The sequence below is a fragment of the Rhizobium sp. AAP116 genome, assembly GCF_001295785.1.
Classification (GTDB): Bacteria; Pseudomonadota; Alphaproteobacteria; order Rhizobiales; family Rhizobiaceae; genus Allorhizobium.
The window spans coordinates 44,604-61,063 of record NZ_LJIB01000031.1; the positions used below are offsets into that span (position 1 = coordinate 44,604).

14 protein-coding genes are annotated in these 16,460 nt (G+C 62.9%); 6 read left to right on the forward strand and 8 right to left on the reverse strand.

Going from position 1 to position 16,460, the window contains the following annotated elements; translation table 11 throughout:
* Positions 1–59: 59 nt before the first annotated feature.
* Complete coding sequence (locus IP85_RS18475; RefSeq protein WP_054151135.1) at positions 60–464, forward strand: host attachment protein; 405 nt, start codon at positions 60–62, stop codon at positions 462–464.
* 109 nt (positions 465–573) lie between these two features.
* Here IP85_RS18475 and IP85_RS18480 read toward each other — a convergent pair whose 3' ends face one another.
* Positions 574–1,284 carry a L,D-transpeptidase gene (locus IP85_RS18480; RefSeq protein WP_054151136.1) on the reverse strand — a complete coding sequence of 237 codons (711 nt, stop codon included), beginning with the start codon at positions 1,282–1,284 and terminating at the stop codon, positions 574–576.
* A 157-nt stretch (positions 1,285–1,441) separates the two neighbouring features.
* Complete coding sequence (locus IP85_RS18485) at positions 1,442–2,260, reverse strand: L,D-transpeptidase (protein ID WP_054151137.1); 819 nt, start codon at positions 2,258–2,260, stop codon at positions 1,442–1,444.
* A gap of 311 nt (positions 2,261–2,571) precedes the next feature.
* Between IP85_RS18485 and IP85_RS18490 the strand changes: the two genes are divergently transcribed.
* The gene (locus tag IP85_RS18490) at positions 2,572–4,782 is read left to right on the forward strand and encodes a methyl-accepting chemotaxis protein (RefSeq protein WP_245280906.1); all 2,211 of its coding nucleotides are present in this window, start codon (positions 2,572–2,574) and stop codon (positions 4,780–4,782) included.
* A 75-nt stretch (positions 4,783–4,857) separates the two neighbouring features.
* Here IP85_RS18490 and IP85_RS18495 read toward each other — a convergent pair whose 3' ends face one another.
* On the reverse strand, positions 4,858–6,363 hold the full coding sequence (locus tag IP85_RS18495) for an MDR family MFS transporter (protein ID WP_054151172.1): 1,506 nt from the start codon (positions 6,361–6,363) through the stop codon (positions 4,858–4,860).
* Between the two features lie 220 nt (positions 6,364–6,583).
* Here IP85_RS18495 and IP85_RS18500 point away from each other — a divergent pair, with 220 nt between their 5' ends.
* Positions 6,584–7,138, forward strand: coding sequence for a MarR family winged helix-turn-helix transcriptional regulator (locus IP85_RS18500; RefSeq protein WP_082347814.1), 555 nt, complete (start codon positions 6,584–6,586; stop codon positions 7,136–7,138).
* A gap of 164 nt (positions 7,139–7,302) precedes the next feature.
* On the opposite strand, the gene IP85_RS18505 is transcribed toward IP85_RS18500, so the two are convergent.
* Positions 7,303–7,506, reverse strand: a complete 204-nt coding sequence (locus IP85_RS18505) for a hypothetical protein (protein WP_054151139.1) — start codon at positions 7,504–7,506, stop codon at positions 7,303–7,305.
* 218 nt (positions 7,507–7,724) lie between these two features.
* On the opposite strand from IP85_RS18505, the gene IP85_RS18510 reads away from it, so the two are divergent.
* The gene (locus IP85_RS18510) at positions 7,725–9,104 is read left to right on the forward strand and encodes a TIGR03808 family TAT-translocated repetitive protein (protein ID WP_054151140.1); all 1,380 of its coding nucleotides are present in this window, start codon (positions 7,725–7,727) and stop codon (positions 9,102–9,104) included.
* 124 nt (positions 9,105–9,228) lie between these two features.
* Positions 9,229–11,067, forward strand: a complete 1,839-nt coding sequence (locus IP85_RS18515) for an EAL domain-containing protein (protein ID WP_054151141.1) — start codon at positions 9,229–9,231, stop codon at positions 11,065–11,067.
* Between the two features lie 45 nt (positions 11,068–11,112).
* On the opposite strand, the gene IP85_RS18520 is transcribed toward IP85_RS18515, so the two are convergent.
* Positions 11,113–11,670, reverse strand: a complete 558-nt coding sequence (locus IP85_RS18520; protein WP_054151142.1) for a DUF2087 domain-containing protein — start codon at positions 11,668–11,670, stop codon at positions 11,113–11,115.
* Positions 11,671–11,972: 302 nt separating this feature from the next.
* Here IP85_RS18520 and IP85_RS18525 point away from each other — a divergent pair, with 302 nt between their 5' ends.
* Complete coding sequence (locus tag IP85_RS18525) at positions 11,973–12,632, forward strand: glutathione S-transferase family protein (RefSeq protein ID WP_054151143.1); 660 nt, start codon at positions 11,973–11,975, stop codon at positions 12,630–12,632.
* A gap of 12 nt (positions 12,633–12,644) precedes the next feature.
* Here IP85_RS18525 and IP85_RS18530 read toward each other — a convergent pair whose 3' ends face one another.
* The 3 genes from IP85_RS18530 to IP85_RS18540 form a co-directional block, all read right to left on the reverse strand.
* Positions 12,645–13,979, reverse strand: a complete 1,335-nt coding sequence (locus IP85_RS18530) for an oligosaccharide flippase family protein (RefSeq protein WP_054151144.1) — start codon at positions 13,977–13,979, stop codon at positions 12,645–12,647.
* Positions 13,976–15,268, reverse strand: a complete 1,293-nt coding sequence (locus IP85_RS18535) for a GNAT family N-acetyltransferase (protein ID WP_054151145.1) — start codon at positions 15,266–15,268, stop codon at positions 13,976–13,978. Before IP85_RS18535 ends, IP85_RS18530 begins: the two co-directional genes overlap by 4 nt.
* A gap of 119 nt (positions 15,269–15,387) precedes the next feature.
* Complete coding sequence (locus IP85_RS18540; RefSeq protein ID WP_054151146.1) at positions 15,388–16,395, reverse strand: asparaginase; 1,008 nt, start codon at positions 16,393–16,395, stop codon at positions 15,388–15,390.
* Positions 16,396–16,460 lie beyond the last annotated feature (65 nt).

Genomic DNA, 16,460 nt, shown 5'->3' on the forward strand with positions numbered 1-16,460 from the left:
TCAACTGCGGTGACGACACCTCCGGGTGAGCGCCGCACAGACCATCAAGGAGAATGCCCATGCAAGTACCGCAGAATGCCGTGATTGCCGTTGCCGACGGCGAGAAGCTGAGCCTCTTCCAGAACGAAGGGAATGCTCTTGATATCAAGCTGAAGGCCATTCCGTCCGACGAGATTGACGGTTCGAAAATCCCGTCCGGCGCCCGCCATTCCAGCAGCGCCGCCAATCCCGACGACAGCCAGCAGGACGAGGACGGCTTCAGCAACGGTGTCACCGAAATGCTGAACAAACAGGTGCTCGACGGCAAGATCAAGAACCTTGTGATCATCGCGGCACCGCGGACGCTCGGCGAGATGCGCAAGAGCTACCACAAGCAGCTCTCCGCGGTGCTGGTCGGCGAACTCGACAAGGACCTGACCGGCCACACGGTTCAGGAGATCGAAAAGGCGCTTGAAGCCGCCTGATCTCGACGAGCATTCGAGACCCCGCAATGCAAACAGGCCCCGCCGTCACCGGCGGGGCCTTCTGTCTTCTTGCGGTGATTGCCGCGCGCGATCCGATCAAGGACGCCGGTTACTGGCGGACGACGATCTTTGCCTTTGTCGGCACGCGTTCGTAGAGATCGATGATGTCCTGGTTCATCAGACGGACGCAGCCGGAGGAGACGGCCTTGCCGATGGAGCTCCATTCCGGCGAACCGTGCAGACGGTAGAGCGTGTCCTGACCATTCTGGAAGATGTAAAGCGCACGTGCACCCAGCGGATTGTCGAGGCCGCCGGGCTTGCCGCCGTTGCGGACCGAGTATTTCTCGAGTTCCGGCTGGCGGGCGATCATTTCGTCCGGCGGGGTCCATTTCGGCCATTTCTGACGCCACTGGATGACGCCGGCGCCACCCCAGGCAAAACCGTCGCGACCAATGCCAACGCCATAGCGCATGGCGGTTCCGCCACGCTCGACGAGGTAGAGAAAGCGGTTCGGGGTATCGACGACAACGGTGCCGGGGGCTTCGCCGGTGGGATCGATCACCTGCTGGCGATAGAAGCGCTCCGGAATGCGCCAGTAGGGGACGGCCGGAATGACGTAGCCGCCGTCATAAACCTCGCCATACATGGCATCGAGTTCAGGGGTGCGGCCACTCGGCGCGGCCGGCACAACGGGGCCTTCCAGACGGGTACCCGGCGGAAGCGGACGGGAGGAGGTCGTGCAGCTGGCCAGCAGGGATGCCGCGCCGAGGCCTGTCAGGGACAGAAGCGAACGGCGGGTCAAATTGGGTGTAGAGGACATTTAGGTATGAGTTTCCTGTAGCAGTTCTGCGGATGAAGACGCTGGGAGGTGCGCTTTGTTCCGCGATGATGCGATGCAAACAGGAAAGGTTCAATTAAAGCAACGCTACCACCCCCTCACGTTTTGGAGAGAGGGCTAAGGTCGCAAATGAGTGTCGCTAAATGACAACAATCGGGGTGTTGTCGGGCACGCGATCGAAGAGATCGATGACATCCTGATTGAACATGCGCACGCAGCCCGAGGACGTCGCCTTGCCGACCGACTGCCAGTCCGGCGTGCCGTGGACACGGTAGAGCGTATCCTTGCCGTCCTGATAGATGTAGAGCGCACGCGCGCCGAGGGGATTATTGAGGCCTGCGACCAGACCGCCGCGGGCCGCGGAAACGGGTCTGAGGTTGGGATTGTTCTCGACCATGTTGTCGGTCGGCGTCCAGTGCGGCCATTTCGCCTTGCGCTGGATCACGCCCCGGCCCGACCAGGCATAACCGTCACGGCCGAGCCCGACGCCGTAGCGGATCGCCTTGCCGTTCGGCTGGACGAGATAGAGGTAGTGCGCCCTGGTGTCGACGACGATGGTGCCCGGGGCTTCCGTCGACTGGTAGCTCACCTCCTGGCGCAGCATGTCGGAGCGTACGCGGTCGAGCGGGATGGCGGGAAGCGTGTGGCCATCATCGACCATCACGCCGTAGAGCGTCCGATGCAGCGGGTTGGAGACCGGCAGACCATAGGTCTGGTGGAACTGGGTGCGGTAAAGGTCGCGCTTTTGCGGTGCGCTCTGGTCGGCGGCCGGCGGCGTGCGGGCCGGATCGTACCAGACCGGGGCCACCTCATCCTGGAAGACCTCGATGTTCATGCGGCTGGTATCGGTCATCAGGATGCAGCCTGAGAGCGAGCCGACAAGAGCCGTACCGAGGCCGAGCGACAAGAGCCGCTTCGACAGGAGGGAGGCCGGGCCGGACGGGAGAGGCTTCAACATGCTGCACCGATTCACTGACATCGTTGCCGGCACCCTGTCAGCTGCGGCTGGCGCGAAGCTTATGACCGGGGGTGACTTGCGTGCGCCGTCATGTTGCCCCCCCGAATTGGAGCTGTGACGTCGTGGTGCCCGCATGTGGGGAATTGCTTCGGATAGACTTTTACCGGAAGTCGTATTTCCCCTTCAGATCGGCACGCAACTATGATCTTTAGTATTGCAGATATTAGTGTTTCATAACTTTTTAAGGCGTCTCGATCACGATCCGTTCAACATTTCACATCTGGGCAGGGCGAACGAACGTGCTTCACAACATGAAGATTGGCAGCAAGATCTATCTGGGCTTTGGGTCGGTGCTGGTCGTGCTCGGCGTCATCGCCGGGGCCGGCGTCTATTCAAACCTCAGCAACGAGGCGTCATTCGCGGAATATCGCGAGAGCGCGAGGCAGACGAACGAAGCGGGCCGTATCCAGGCCAATATGCTGGAAGCGCGGCTCGCCTTCCGCAAGTTTCGCGCCGACCCTTCGGACGAACTGAAGCAGGATGTAACGACACGTCTCGCGACGACGAAGGCATCGGTCGACACCATGCTGAGCTATAAGCTGAGCGACACGGCAAAAACGGCCGTTTCCGGCTACCACGGCATCATCGACACCTATGCGCAGGGCTTCGACAAGGTCGTGACGCTGCAGACCCAGCGCGAAGAACTCGTGGACGGAACGCTCGACACACTCGGGCCGAAGATGGCCGCGGAACTGGAGGCGATCAGCGAGTCTGTTGCGACCTCCGGGAACCTCGAGGCGGTCGCTACGCTCGAGCAATTGAAGTATGACATCAGCAGCCTCCGCCTGGGAACCAACAAGTTCCTGCTGAACAACAGCGATGACGCATTCGAAAACGCCAAGACGTTTGCCGAAAAGGCGCGTGAGGAAGTCGCAGAAATCAAAGCGAGTTCGACCGATCCCGCCGCGACTGCTACGCTCGACAGGCTTGCGACCGAATTGGCGACCTACGAAGCCGCCATCCGGTCGGTATATGAGGTGATCAAGAGCCGGAACCAGTTGATCAGCGAGACGATGAACGTCGCCGGGGATCAGCTGTCGAAATCGGTGGAGCAGCTCAAGCTAGACCTGAAGAAGCAACAGGACACGCTGGGGCCGAACATCCAGTCGACGATGGAGACCGCCGTCGTGATCGGCAGCACGCTCGCGGCCGTCGGCCTCTTCATGGCCGGTTTCATCGCCTTCTTCATTGCGCGCAGCATCACGCAGCCGATTGGCCAGATTACCGGCGCCATGGGTGCGCTCGCCGACAACAAGCTCGATACCGTCGTTCCCGGCCTCGACCACAGAAGCGAAATCGGGCTGATGGCCAAGGCCGTCGACGTCTTCAAGCAGAACGCCATCAAGATCCGTGACATCGCTGCCCAGGAAGCAGCGCTGCAGGAGAAGAATGCCGACCTGCAGTCGAACATTGCGACCGTGGTCGATGCCGCCGTTGACGGCGACTTCACCCGTCGCATCACCAAGCGCTACGACAATCCGGACCTCGACCGTTTCGCCGCCAATGTCAACACGCTGGTTCAATCCGTCGATGCCGGCATCGCCGAGACCGGCAGGGTGATCTCCGCGCTTGCCCAGGGCGACCTGACCGAGAGCATGGAAGGACACTATCAAGGCGTCTTTGCCAGCTTGCAGACGAATGTGAACGAGGCCATGGCCAGCCTGCGCAACCTGATGCAGCAGGTTCGCCAGTCGGCCGATGCGATCAATGGTGGCGCCGACGAGATCCGCCAGGCCTCGAATGACCTGTCGCGCCGCACCGAGAACCAGGCCGCCTCGCTGGAGGAAACCTCTTCGGCGCTTGAGGAAATCACGGTCGCCGTCAAGACCTCGACCGAGCGGGCGCAGGATTCGAGCAAGATGGTGACGGAAGCCCGGCAGTTCGCAGAGGCTTCTTCCGGCGTGGTCGGCGAGGCGACGTCGGCGATGAGCCGGATCGAACAGGCCTCGAAGGAAATCTCGCAGATCATCAACGTGATCGACGAAATCGCCTTCCAGACCAACCTTCTGGCCTTGAATGCCGGCGTTGAAGCGGCGCGGGCCGGCGAAGCGGGCAAGGGTTTTGCCGTCGTCGCCCAGGAAGTGCGCGAACTCGCCCAGCGTTCGGCAACGGCTGCCAAGGACATCAAGACGCTGATCACCAAGTCCTCGCAGGAGGTGCGGACAGGTGTCGACCTCGTCGGCTCAACCGGCCAGGCGCTGAGCGACATCCAGACGAAGGTTGTCGGAATTGCGAGCCAGGTGACCTCGATCGCAACGGCCGCCCAGGAGCAGTCGACGGGTCTCGCCGAGGTCAACATGGCCGTCAACCAGATGGACCAGATGACCCAGCAGAATGCGGCGATGGTGGAAGAAGCCGCCGCCAGCACCGCAAAGCTTGCCGAAGAGACCGCGCATCTGCGCGCCCTCGTCGCGCGCTTCAAGGTCCAGAAGGACGGTAACGCCCAGCGCTACGCGGCCTGATCGACCCAAAAGCTATCCTGCAAGACAAGACCCCGGCGCGTCGCACGCCGGGGTCTTTCATTTTCGTCTCAACGTTCAAGTGTCGGCAGCGGCCGCAGGCTTGCCCTCGCCTTGGCGCGGCAGGCGGATATTGGGGAGGAGGAGCGCCGCGATCAGGCCGATCACCATCATGCCGGAGGCGGTCAGGAAGAGCGGCACGAAGGCATCTGAATAGGCGTTGGCAACCAGGGCACGGGCGGCCTCCGGCAGGGCGGCGAGGCCTTCCGGAGTGAGGTTGCGGAAATCGACGCCACCGGGCAGCGCGATCTGGATCTGGGTGAGGCCGGAGCTGACGATGGCGCCGTAGATGGAGATTGCAATCGCGGCGCCGCCCATGCGCGTCAGCGTGACCGTTCCGGTGGCGGCGCCGACATCAGCTCTGGAGGCGGCGTTCTGGACGCCGATGACCGGAACCTGCTGGCCGATGCCGACGCCAAAGCCCTGGAGCAGCATGACCAGCGCGATGAAGATCAGCGGGGTTCCGGCATGCAGGAAGGAGAAGATACCAAGACTGACAACGCCGAGGGCTGCAGACGCAATCGAGAAGGGCTTGTAGCGGCCGCTTTTCGCGATCAGCCGACCGGCGGCGATCGAGCCGATGGCGATGCCGCCTGTTGTCGCGACGAAGAGCAGGCCGGCCATGGAGGGCGAGAGGCCCGTCGTCGTTTGCAGATAGAGGGCGATGTAGTTGACCGATCCGATGCCGATGGCGCCCGAGACCAGCGAGATGACCAGCAGCAGGTTGATCGTCGGCTTGGCAAACAGCGAAAGCGGCACGACGGGCTCGGGGGCACGACGCTCGACAAGCACCCAGCCGATGGCGCAGAGCGCACCGAAGGCGACGACGGCAAGGCTTTGCCAGGCGATCAGCGAGCCGAAGATCTGGCTGCTATCGGCCCAGAAAACGATGGAGGCGACGGCACCGGCGAGCAGGATCGCACCGGCATAGTCGATCTTCGGTTTGCGGTTCGGCTTGCGATAGGGGAGAAGGAAGGCAAGTCCTATGAGGACGGCGATGCCGATCGGCAGGTTGACGAGGAAGATCGAGCGCCAGCCGAAGAGATCCGACAGCGTGCCGCCGAGGACGGGGCCAAGCGCGCCAGAGGCCATCAGCACGAGGCTCGAATAGCTCTGGTAGCGGGCCCGTTCGCGCGGCTCGAAAAGATCGGCATTGATCGAGAAGATCGAGACCATGATGCCGCCGCCGCCGAGCGCCTGCAGCACACGGGCGGCAATCAGCGTATCCATGGAGATGGCCAGACCGCAGACCAGAGAGCCGAGCGTGAAGATCGCGATGGCTGCCATGATCACATACTTGCGGCCGAAGAGATCGCCGAGTTTGCCATAGAGCGGCATGACGGCGCTGGTCGTGAGCAGATAGGCGGAGCCGACCCAGCCGAAGCGTTCTAACTCGCCGAACTCGCCGACAATGGTCGGAAGCGCCGTCGAGACGATCTGGTTGTCGAGGGTCGCCATGAACATGGCGGACATCAGCAGGAGATAGACGAAAAGGCGGAGCCTGGGATCCGTGACCAGCGGCATATTGTCCGCTGTCGGCGCGGCGATGGCGCTCGCTGTCGGATGCGGTTCGAAACGGGGATCAGGCCCGGAGGGGGCGGCGGTGGTGGCTCTGGTCATGGATCGGGGGCTCCTGTCTGGACCCAAAATGTGCCCCTCGCATTTATATGTCAATAGCACATATTTGCTGAGCGCATTCATTTTGCTTTCCGCACCGTTCAACTTTTGCTATGCTGAAGCCATCATGTCTGCTTCGCACACCAAACTCTCGAACGTTGAGCCCGAAACGGTGGATGCCCTGCCCGACGGCCTGCCGGAAGGCGGCGACGCCTCGCTGGCTGCCATCGGGCATGCCATGACGCGCATGCGGCTGTTGATAGGCCGCCGCTTCATCGGGCGTATGGCCTTGCAACGCATCGGGACGGGGCTTGAACTGTCGGACCTCGATGCCATCGGCGTCATCAAGCGGATCGGCAGCCAGCAGGAGGTGACGGTCGGCACGATCGCCGAACAGCTGAGGATCGATCCTTCGCGGGGCAGCCGGATCGTTGCGGATCTCGTCAAACAGGGGCTTCTGGAGCGCGCGGCCTCGCAGGAGGACGGCCGCCGCAGCCTTGTCAGGGTGACGGCTGCGGGCCGCAAGGTGCTCGATGACATCGAGGCCATCAAGCGCGAGACGATCACCGAGGCGACCGCCGGTTGGTCCGACGCGGATGTGGAGACATTCGGGCGGCTCTATGCCCGCTTTACCGAGGGCCTGGAGGCGCAATTCAAGCGCTTCGAGCAGGACGAAGGCTGACGGTCTCAGGGCGGCACGGCAGCGCGCAGCTGGAACGGAAACGACCCGACCGGCACTCCCTCCCCCGAGAAAATGCCGGCCGGTCGTCATGGGACTGGTTGTTCACCACCCTCCCCGCTCCGCCAGGACAGGAAGGGCTTGCGTCCCACGCCGAAGGGAATGGCTCAGACCGGTTTCGGCCCTTGCAAGGCGTTGTAGATCTTCTTCGCCAGGATTGCCGAAATCGGGACCGAAAGGACGAGACCGGCTGCGAAGGCGGATGCGATCTGCCAGCCTTCGCGCATGTCGAGCGACAGAACCGCGATCACCGCCGCACCGCCAACGGCGCTGGCGACGAGGATATAGAGAACTGCAGCGAGGCGAAGCATGATCGTTTTCCTTCGTGTTCATGTCTTTCTGTTGTGACAATAGGATCAAGCCGGCAAGTTTCCTTGATCTGGCTCAAGTCTTTGCCTGAAATTGCTTAGACCAAAGGCGAAGCGCTTCACGTGCACCGTTAACACTGTTTTAAGCCTGTTCTTGCCGGGGCTGCACGCTTCCTCCAAGGTTCTGGCCTGACAGTGAAAGCCGTAAACGGAACGGACACATGCCTTCTCGACGCTCGGTCATGATCGGACTTGGCGGGCTCTTTGCGACAGCGGGCCTGCCCGGCGGCCTGCGCCTTGCATCCGCCCAGACGCTTGCCATGGCGGAACTGCGCGGCGGCTTCGACGCGGCCGAAGCAGGGATCCTGCCGGGCACCGAAGACGACCAGAGCGCCAAGCTGCAGGATCTGATCGACCGGGCGGCGGCCATGGGCCAGCCGGTCTTCCTGCCGGCCGGCACCTATGAGGTCGCCAATCTCGAATTGCGCGATGGCAGCCGGATCGTCGGCGTGCCGGGACTGACGCGACTTGTCTATCGCGGCGACGGACATCTGATCGCAGCCCAGGACATCCGCCGCGTCAGCCTGTCGGGCCTCACCTTCGATGGCGCCAATCGCTGGCTTGCCGATTATACCGAGGGGCTCCTCTCCTTCCGCAGTGTCGACGACGTGACGATCGAGGCTTGCGAGATCACCGGCAGCCGCAAATGCGGGATCTATCTGGCACGCTGCGGCGGCCGCATTGATACCACGCGCATCTCGGGCGCTACTGATGCCGGCATCTGGGCGATCGAAGGCAAGGCCTTCTCGATCCGCAACAACCAGATCTTCGACTGCGGCAATGGCGGCATCCTCGTGCATCGCTGGACGAAGGGCGAAGATGGCAGCGTCATTGCAGGCAACAGAGTGGCGCGGATCGGCGCGACCAATGGCGGCACCGGCCAATATGGAAACGGGATCAACGTCTTTCGCGCCGACAATGTGCTGGTGTCGCAAAACCATGTATCGGACTGCGCCTTCTCGGCGATCCGGGCCAATTCCGCTTCCAACATCACGATCAGCGGCAACCAGGCCTTCCGGTCCGACGAAACGGCCATCTATGCCGAATTCGAGTTCGAGGGCGCGCTGATAACAGGCAACATCATCGACGGCGCGGCGATCGGCATTTCGGTCGCCAATTTCGACCATGGCGGGCGCCTGTCGACCGTCAGCAACAACATCATCAGGCGGATCGTCAACAAGGGCCCCTATGTGCCGACGATCAGCAGCTTCGGCTTCGGCATCTCGGTCGAGGCCGATACGCTGGTCAGCGGCAATCTCGTCGAAGGCGCGGAGACGGCGGCGCTTGCCATCGGCTGGGGCCCTTATCTGCGCAATGTCATCGTCAGCGACAACATCCTGCGCGACAGCCCGGAAGGCATGCGGGTGAGCGTGGTCGAGGGCGCCGGCCAAACTGTGATCCGCGGCAATATCGTCGAGGGTGCCGATAAGGGCGCGATCCTCGGATATCGCTGGAAGGAGCGCGTCGGCGACGAGCTTTTGGATGGAGAGACCGACTATGGGCATCTCAGCATCGCAGACAATGCGCGCATTACGCGGTGACACGATCAAGGCCATGCTCGTGCGTTAACCAAGTGGAAACCAACACCGGTATTTTCGGGTAGTCGTAATCTCTGTTTAAGGTGGCGCTGATCTAATCGCCGACGACCCTAATGCAGCGAAGCCCATGTTCCTGAAACTGCAGAACACCATTCTCGAGATGATCGCGACGGGGCATCCCCTGGCGGAGACGGTCGATAGACTCTGCCGCGAGGTGGAAGCGATCAGCGACGATGTCGTCTGCTCGGTGCTGCTGCTCGACGACGAGCGGCGGCTCAGGCATCTTGCCGGTCCATCACTGCCGCTCGAATACACCTCCGCCATCGATGGCACCGCGATCGGACCCGGCGTCGGCTCCTGCGGGACCGCCGCGCATTTCGGCGAGCCGGTTCTGGTCGAGGATATCGACACACATCCCTACTGGCAGCCCTACAAAGGCCTGGCGCTGCCCAACGGCCTGAGGGCCTGCTGGTCTACACCGATCATCGGCGCCGGAAAGGTGCTCGGCACCTTCGCCTTCTACTACCGTGTCACGCGCGGTCCCTCGGATGCAGAAAAGGCGGCCGTCGAAGCCTGCGTGCATCTCTGCGCCATCGCCATAGAGCGCGACCAGCGGATCGCCGAGCGACGCAAGCTCGCTGAAACCGACAACCTGACCGGCCTGCCCAACCGCAGCCGCTTCAACGAGACGATCGATGACGTGTCGCGCCGCGGCCAGGACTGGGCGCTGATGCTGATCGACCTCGACAATCTGAAAATGGTCAACGACACCTTCGGCCACAGCGCCGGCGACGACCTGATCCGGATCGTGGCGCATCGCTTGCAGGATCGCGCTCCCGCAGAGATGACCTTCCGCCTCGGAGGTGACGAGTTTGCCGTGATCGTGCCTTGCCTGGAGGCAACGGACCCGACAGAACTCGCCGAAGCGTTGATCCAGCGGATCAAGGAGCCGGCCGACTGCGCCGGGCACCTGATCTATCCTGCCGCCACACTCGGCGGCGCAAAGGCCGGCGTCGAGCGCAGCCCGCAGCAGGTGCGCCAGAACGCGGATTACGCACTCTATCACGCCAAGGAACGGGCGCGCGGGCGCTATCTCGAATATGCACCGGGTCTCGGCACTTCCATCGTCAAGCGCTTCCGCGCCGTGCAGGAGGTGGATCGGGCGCTGCGCGAGGACCGCATCGACGCCCATTACCAGCCGATCGTTGAACTCGCCACCGGGCGGATCATGGGATTTGAGTCGCTCTGCCGGATGAAGATGGCCGATGGCAGCGTCGTTGCTGCCGCCCATTTTCAGGAGGCGATGAAGGATGCGCATGTGGCGATCGAGATCACCGAGCGCATGCTGGAGCGCATTGCGGCGGCTTGCATCGAATGGCAGCGAGACGGGCTGCAATTCTCGCGTATCGGTCTCAACCTGTCCGCCGCCGATTTCCACCGTGGTGGACTGACGCAGCGGATCGTCGATGCGGTGAGCCGCGTCGGCCTGCAGCCCAGCTCGATCGTCGCCGAGGTCACCGAATCCGTCTATCTCGCACAGAAGGACAACGTGATTGCCGAAGAGATCCGCGCCATGCGCGAGGCCGGCATCAAGGTGGCGCTCGACGATTTCGGCACCGGTTTTGCGTCGCTCACCCATCTGCTGACGGTCCCGGTCGATGTCATCAAGATCGACAAGTGCTTCGTTCGCCGCCTGGCCGACGCCGGAAGCGGATCGGTGATCACCAAAGGACTGCTCGACATCGCACGAGGGCTCGGCATCTGGGTGATTGCAGAGGGCATCGAAGAAGAGGGCCAAGCCGAGCATCTGTTGTCGCTCGATTGCAAGGCAGGCCAGGGCTACTATTTCTCGCGTCCCATGGATCGCGACAGCGTGCGGGAGATGCTTGAAGTCAGCCAGTTCCATCCGGACTGGTCACGCATTCTCCTGGAACGCGAACGGCAATTTCTTCCCAAAGTCGGTTGAGAGACCGGCGGCCACGGCCGCCCGTCCCTGCAACCTCTCTCCGCTTCAGTTCCGTGCGGTCTGGCGACTGCCGACCCAGCGGATCAGTTCGCGCGCCTCCGGTGGCGGGCGCTTTTCCACCCGGCGATAGAGGCGGCAATCGCGGGTGCGGGTGAGAAGCCCCATATTGACCAGTTCCCGGCGGATCAGCACGTGATCGCCAAAGCCGTTGTGGCGCATCAGCACCGTATTGACCGCCTTTTCCGGCATGTCCTCGCCCGCCGGCAGGAAGGACCAGAGCACCCAGAGCGCCAGTTGCTGCTGGTTGAGCTTACCCGGCCAACGGACGAGGATGTCGGTTCCGGCGAAGCAGCGGGCGGTGAGTTCGACGCGGCGGAAATCGACGGCGGGCTCTGCTTCGACCACCACCGGATGGGCCAGACGATCTTCCGCCGCGCGGCTTGCCTTGAAATGCTGGTAGTTGCGAAAGCCGACGGCGCGGGTCAGCATGTTCAAGAGCTCGACATGGCCGGGCAAGTCTGCCCGCGCTTCGAGTTCGCGTTTCAGGTTTTTGGCAAGCGCCGACAGATCGGGGGCTGCGAAGGCATGTGTTGTCTTCGACATCTCATTTCTCCTGGTCGTGCCCGGTCTTTGAAAGGACCACATGGCCGGTGGTCACCGACTTCCGACGGGGCACGGGAAAACGAGCTTCGTCGATCAGAAGAAATGCAGGTTTAGCTCCCCTTGTCGGGGCGGTGACGCCTGGGTGAACTGCAGACCCTGGAGGCTCCAGCAATAAACGCAGCTCGGGCATGCTGTCAATTGCGGCGACGATCAGCAAAATTCATCGATCCCATCAGCGCGAACGGCTTTTCCAGAGCCCATCGGCGCGATAGCCTCCGGCCCACCAATCAAGGGAGACCGGCATGCTGAATATCTATGGCGTCTACAAGTCGCGCGCGACGCGCATCCTCTGGCTCGTGGAAGAGCTCGGCATACCCTTCGAGCTGGTGCCGGTCATCCAGGCTTACAAGCTCAAGGATCCGACGGCGTCGGATGCGCGGCTCAATACGCGGTCGCCGGAATTCCTCGCTGTGAACCCGATGGGCAGCATTCCGACCATCGAGGATGACGGGCTGGTCTTGAACGAGTCGCTGGCCCAGACGCTTTATGTGGCGAAGAAGCAGGGCGGCACGATTGCGCCGCGCGATCTCAACGAAGAAGCGCAGATGCTGCAATGGTCGCTGTTTGCAGCAACCTCGATCGAAACGGATGCACTCAAGATCTCCATGGCCAATGCCAGCGGCAAGCTGGCTTCGGCAGAGGGACAGGCGGAAGCGGCCGAGGTCGCCAAGATGCTCGCGCGGCCGTTCGGCGTGCTTGAGGCGCATTTCTCGCACAATGATTATTCGGTCGGCGGACGCTTTACCGTTGCCGATATCAACCTGGCCGAGGTCGTTCGCTACGCTCAGGCCTATCAGCCGCTGTTCGACGCGCATCCGAAGACCGCCGAATGGCTTGCGCGTGTGCAGTCGCGGCCGGGATTCAAGGCGATGTGGGAGAAGCGGCTCGCCGAGGTGGAGTGACTACTCTGGTCCCTATCGATTAGCCCGTGCAAAGGGACGCACCAGCACCCAATACCCCGTGTGGCGGTGGACCAGCCCCGTGACCACCACCAGCCGGATGAGCTGCACGAGGACCATGGCGGCGGCAGCGCCGGTGATCCCGTAGAGGGGGACCAGCAGCAGCATCAGGCCGAGGCAGGCTGCGACCGAAATGGAGACGATGGCAAGGCTCAGGCGATAGCGGCCCTGGACCACGAGAAGTTCAGCTGCCTGGCCGGTAGCGGCGCGGACGATATAGGCAAGCCCCAAAAGGACAAGACAGGGATAGGCGGAGACGAAGGCCTCTCCGAAAAGGTGCAGCAGCGGATAGCCGGCGGCAAGCGTCAGCGCCACAGAGGGGATGGTGAGCCAGAAGGTGGCATTGGTCGAGCGGGTGATGCGGGCCTGTAGCCCTGCCCTGTCGGCAGAGGCGAGCGAGAGCGAAAAGCCACGCGCTGCGACCAGCATGAAGCCATATTGCACGAAGGCGGCGAGCGAGAGTGAACGCTGGGCGGCGAAATAGAGCGAGGCCTGGTCGGGGCTGACCAGAAAGCCGAGGATCAGGACGTCGATCCAGACGAAGAGCTCCTCCGCCGTCATTGCCGGCATCATCAGCACCGAAGCGAGCAGCCAGAAGCGACGGCGCTCCGGTGTCGTTGCGGTGGGCGCGGCTTTCTTCGGCAGGCGTGCGCGCAGGAGGAGTGCCTGGACGATGAGGACGACGATCGAGGAGAGCACGACGAGAGCAAGGACGGTCACGGCATCGAGGGGCAGGCCCGAAAGCCTCGCCAGACCGACACCGGTCATGACCAATACGGGCCGCAGGATGAAACCCGGCACGGTCGAGAGCGCATACCAGCCGAAGCCGCGGGCAACACCCGTCACATAGGTTTCGAGCGACAGGACGGGGAAGCCGAGGGCAAGCACGCCGATCGGCAGCAGGAAGGCCGGATCGACGAGGCCCGGCAGGACAAGCAGGAAGGCGATGGCAAGAGCCGCCAGCAGGCCGGATCCAAGGATGACGGCGCGGAAGCCGGTCGCGAGATAGCCCGTCAGATGCGCGTGTTTTTCGCGCCGGCCATAGCGGGGAATGAAGCGGGCGGCGGAATCGTAGAAGCCGAGCACGCCGATCTGTCCAACGACGCTGACCCAGGTCCAGAGGATGACATAGACGCCATAGTCCTCGAGCGCCATCAGCCGGGCGAGCAGGATCTGCAGGCCGAGCCCGACAAAGGCGGCGGCAATGCGGACGGAGATGCTGACAAGCGCCCCGCGCAGGCCGGGGTCCCGCACCGCCTGCTGCAGCCCGGCGACAAACCGGGCGATCATGGGATGCAGCACAGGACCAGGACCATGCTGCCGCCATGGCGACCAAGCAGGCGCTGGACCGCGCCGACCGCCGACAGGAGGCGGGCACGGATTTGCGCCCCGAACCGATGGTAGATGGACCGGACATGCGGGCGAAGGCCTGCCATCCAATGATGGCAATAGAGCCGGCCGAGGCTGGTCAAGGGAACATAGAAGGCCGTCAGCGGCTCGGTGGCGTTGGTCCAGCTCGACTTGTAGGCGGAAGGATCGTTGAGAAAATCGAAGCGGCGGATCCCGGTTTCGATCGCCCAGCGCTGGGCGCTCTCCATCTGCACCTTGCCCGGCGAGTGTTTCTGATAGGCAAGATCGATGGCGCCGAGGAAGCAGTAATAGTCATCGCGGAAGCGCATTCCGATTTCCATGGCGATCGGGCTGCCGTCGAGCGTCAACACATGCAGGTAAACGCCGTCATCGCCCTCGTTCGCCTTGGTGCCGAGCCCGCGGAGGAAGGCGGCAAAACGTGGATCAAACACGTCGCGCCCGAGGCGGCCGGTGTCTCTCAACCAGGCCTGTTTGAGGGCAATGCAGCGATCGATGTTGTCTGCGTATTCAGGACTTCCTGCCGGATAGACGCGATAATCGAGGGCGCCCAGCTTTTCCAATCGGTTGCGGCGACTGTTGCGCTGCAGCCGCTGTTTCTTCGGCAAGGCGCGGTGATGGCTTTCCCAGTCAGTGATAGCAGAGAGATCGAGGATGGAGGATTGCTGACCCTCTTCGGGGCTTACGCCCTGGCCTTGCAGAATATCTGCGAGCAGGGCTGATTGCGGTACATGGTCGAGGCAGACGGCATCGAGCCCACGATCCCTGCGGATCTCATCGAGGACTGCGCGACCAGCGTCCCGATCAAAATGAGCGGGATCGTAAAGCAGCGTCGAATACTGGTTCATCGGCGCCGTCAGCGGAACGAGAAGCGTGATCGCCGGACTGATGCGGCGGGTCATCATCGGCCAGATCATCACGCAATCGGCGCCATCCCACAGTACATAGACCCGGGCACGCACATCCGTCTTTTCCGGCGCGAGGAAAACCCTGCACCAGGACAAACACCAGTCGAAGCTCTGGAAATAACCGAAAGGCTCCGGGCAGCGCGTTTCAAGCCCCTGCCAGACATCCCTCAATGCTTCGAGTTCATTGAGCGTTTCGAGGCATTCGAGCTCCAGGTGGCGGCCATGGCGCGCGAGCGGAATGGCCCAGCTACGGCCGGCGCTGGCCACGGCGACGCGGTCTCGCCCTCTGATCGCAACAGTCATGAAACTCGGCCTCGTCGTTTGCCCACGATGGGTCGTGGCCGCAGTCTAGACCGACAAGGGTTAAACCTCCCTTGAAGCAGGTGACCCCGACGGGACCGCCCGGCAAGGGCGCTCGAGGCTCAGGCGAACAGGACGTCCGTCGTGCGGATCGCGCCGACCGGCATGCCATTCCAGTTCGACATGCCGTGATGGGCAAGCGTCATCAGGGCCGCCCGCTCTTCGCTATCGGCGTCGAAATGGCGGGCAAGTAGGGCTGCGATCATCGCTTCTGCGGCGCGGGTTGCGCCATCCTCGGCCTTGACGGCGAAGGAAAGGCCCTTGTCCGGGAGAAGCGCGCAGAAGACGCCCTCGGCGCCGGTCTTGGCGAAGATCCTGCCCGGTGCGACCTGCATCAGCTTGGTGCAGAAACGCTTGGTGCCGGCGACGTAGAAAGGTTCTGCCATGCAGGCATTGATCAGGCGGCGGGCGGCAGCGGCGCGCAAGGGTTCCAGTCCCTTGCCGGTGACCAGCTTGCCGAAGCCGCGCGCAAGGCCCGTGAGCGGCACGGCATAGGTCGGTATCGAACAGCCGTCGGTGCCGCAATTGTCTCTCGAAAGCACGGCGCCGGTCAGATCCGTCATGATGGCGCGGATCGCCTCCTGCAGCGGGTGGTCGAAGCCGGCATAGCCGCGCGGGTCCTCGCCGGTGTGGCAGCATGTGCAGACAAAGCCGGAATGTTTGCCCGAGCAATTGTTGTGGAGGGCGGTCGGCTTATCCAGCGTGCGGGCCTGATCGATCAGTACGTGTTGGTGCGAGGACCAGTGAGCGCCACATTCGAGCACGCTTTCGTCCCGGCCGGCGGCCTTCAGCATGAAGGCTGCGGTTGCGACATGTTCCGGTTCGCCGGAATGGGAGGCGCAGGCGAGTGCGAGTTCGCGGTTTCCGAAGCCATAGGCATCCGCCGCACCGCTTTCGACCAGCGGCAGGGCCTGCATGGCCTTGCAGGCGGAACGCGGGAAAACACCGGAATCGACATCGCCGGCGGAAAAGACGATCGCGCCCTCCGCATCAATTACGACGGCCATGCCGCGATGGCGGCTCTCGACGAGTTGACCGCGCGTGACCTCGACCGTGATCGGATTTTCCATGACGTGCCTCAAAATGCCAATATTCTCTGATGCTTCTTAAAGCATGCATCGTCCTGCTGTTCGAG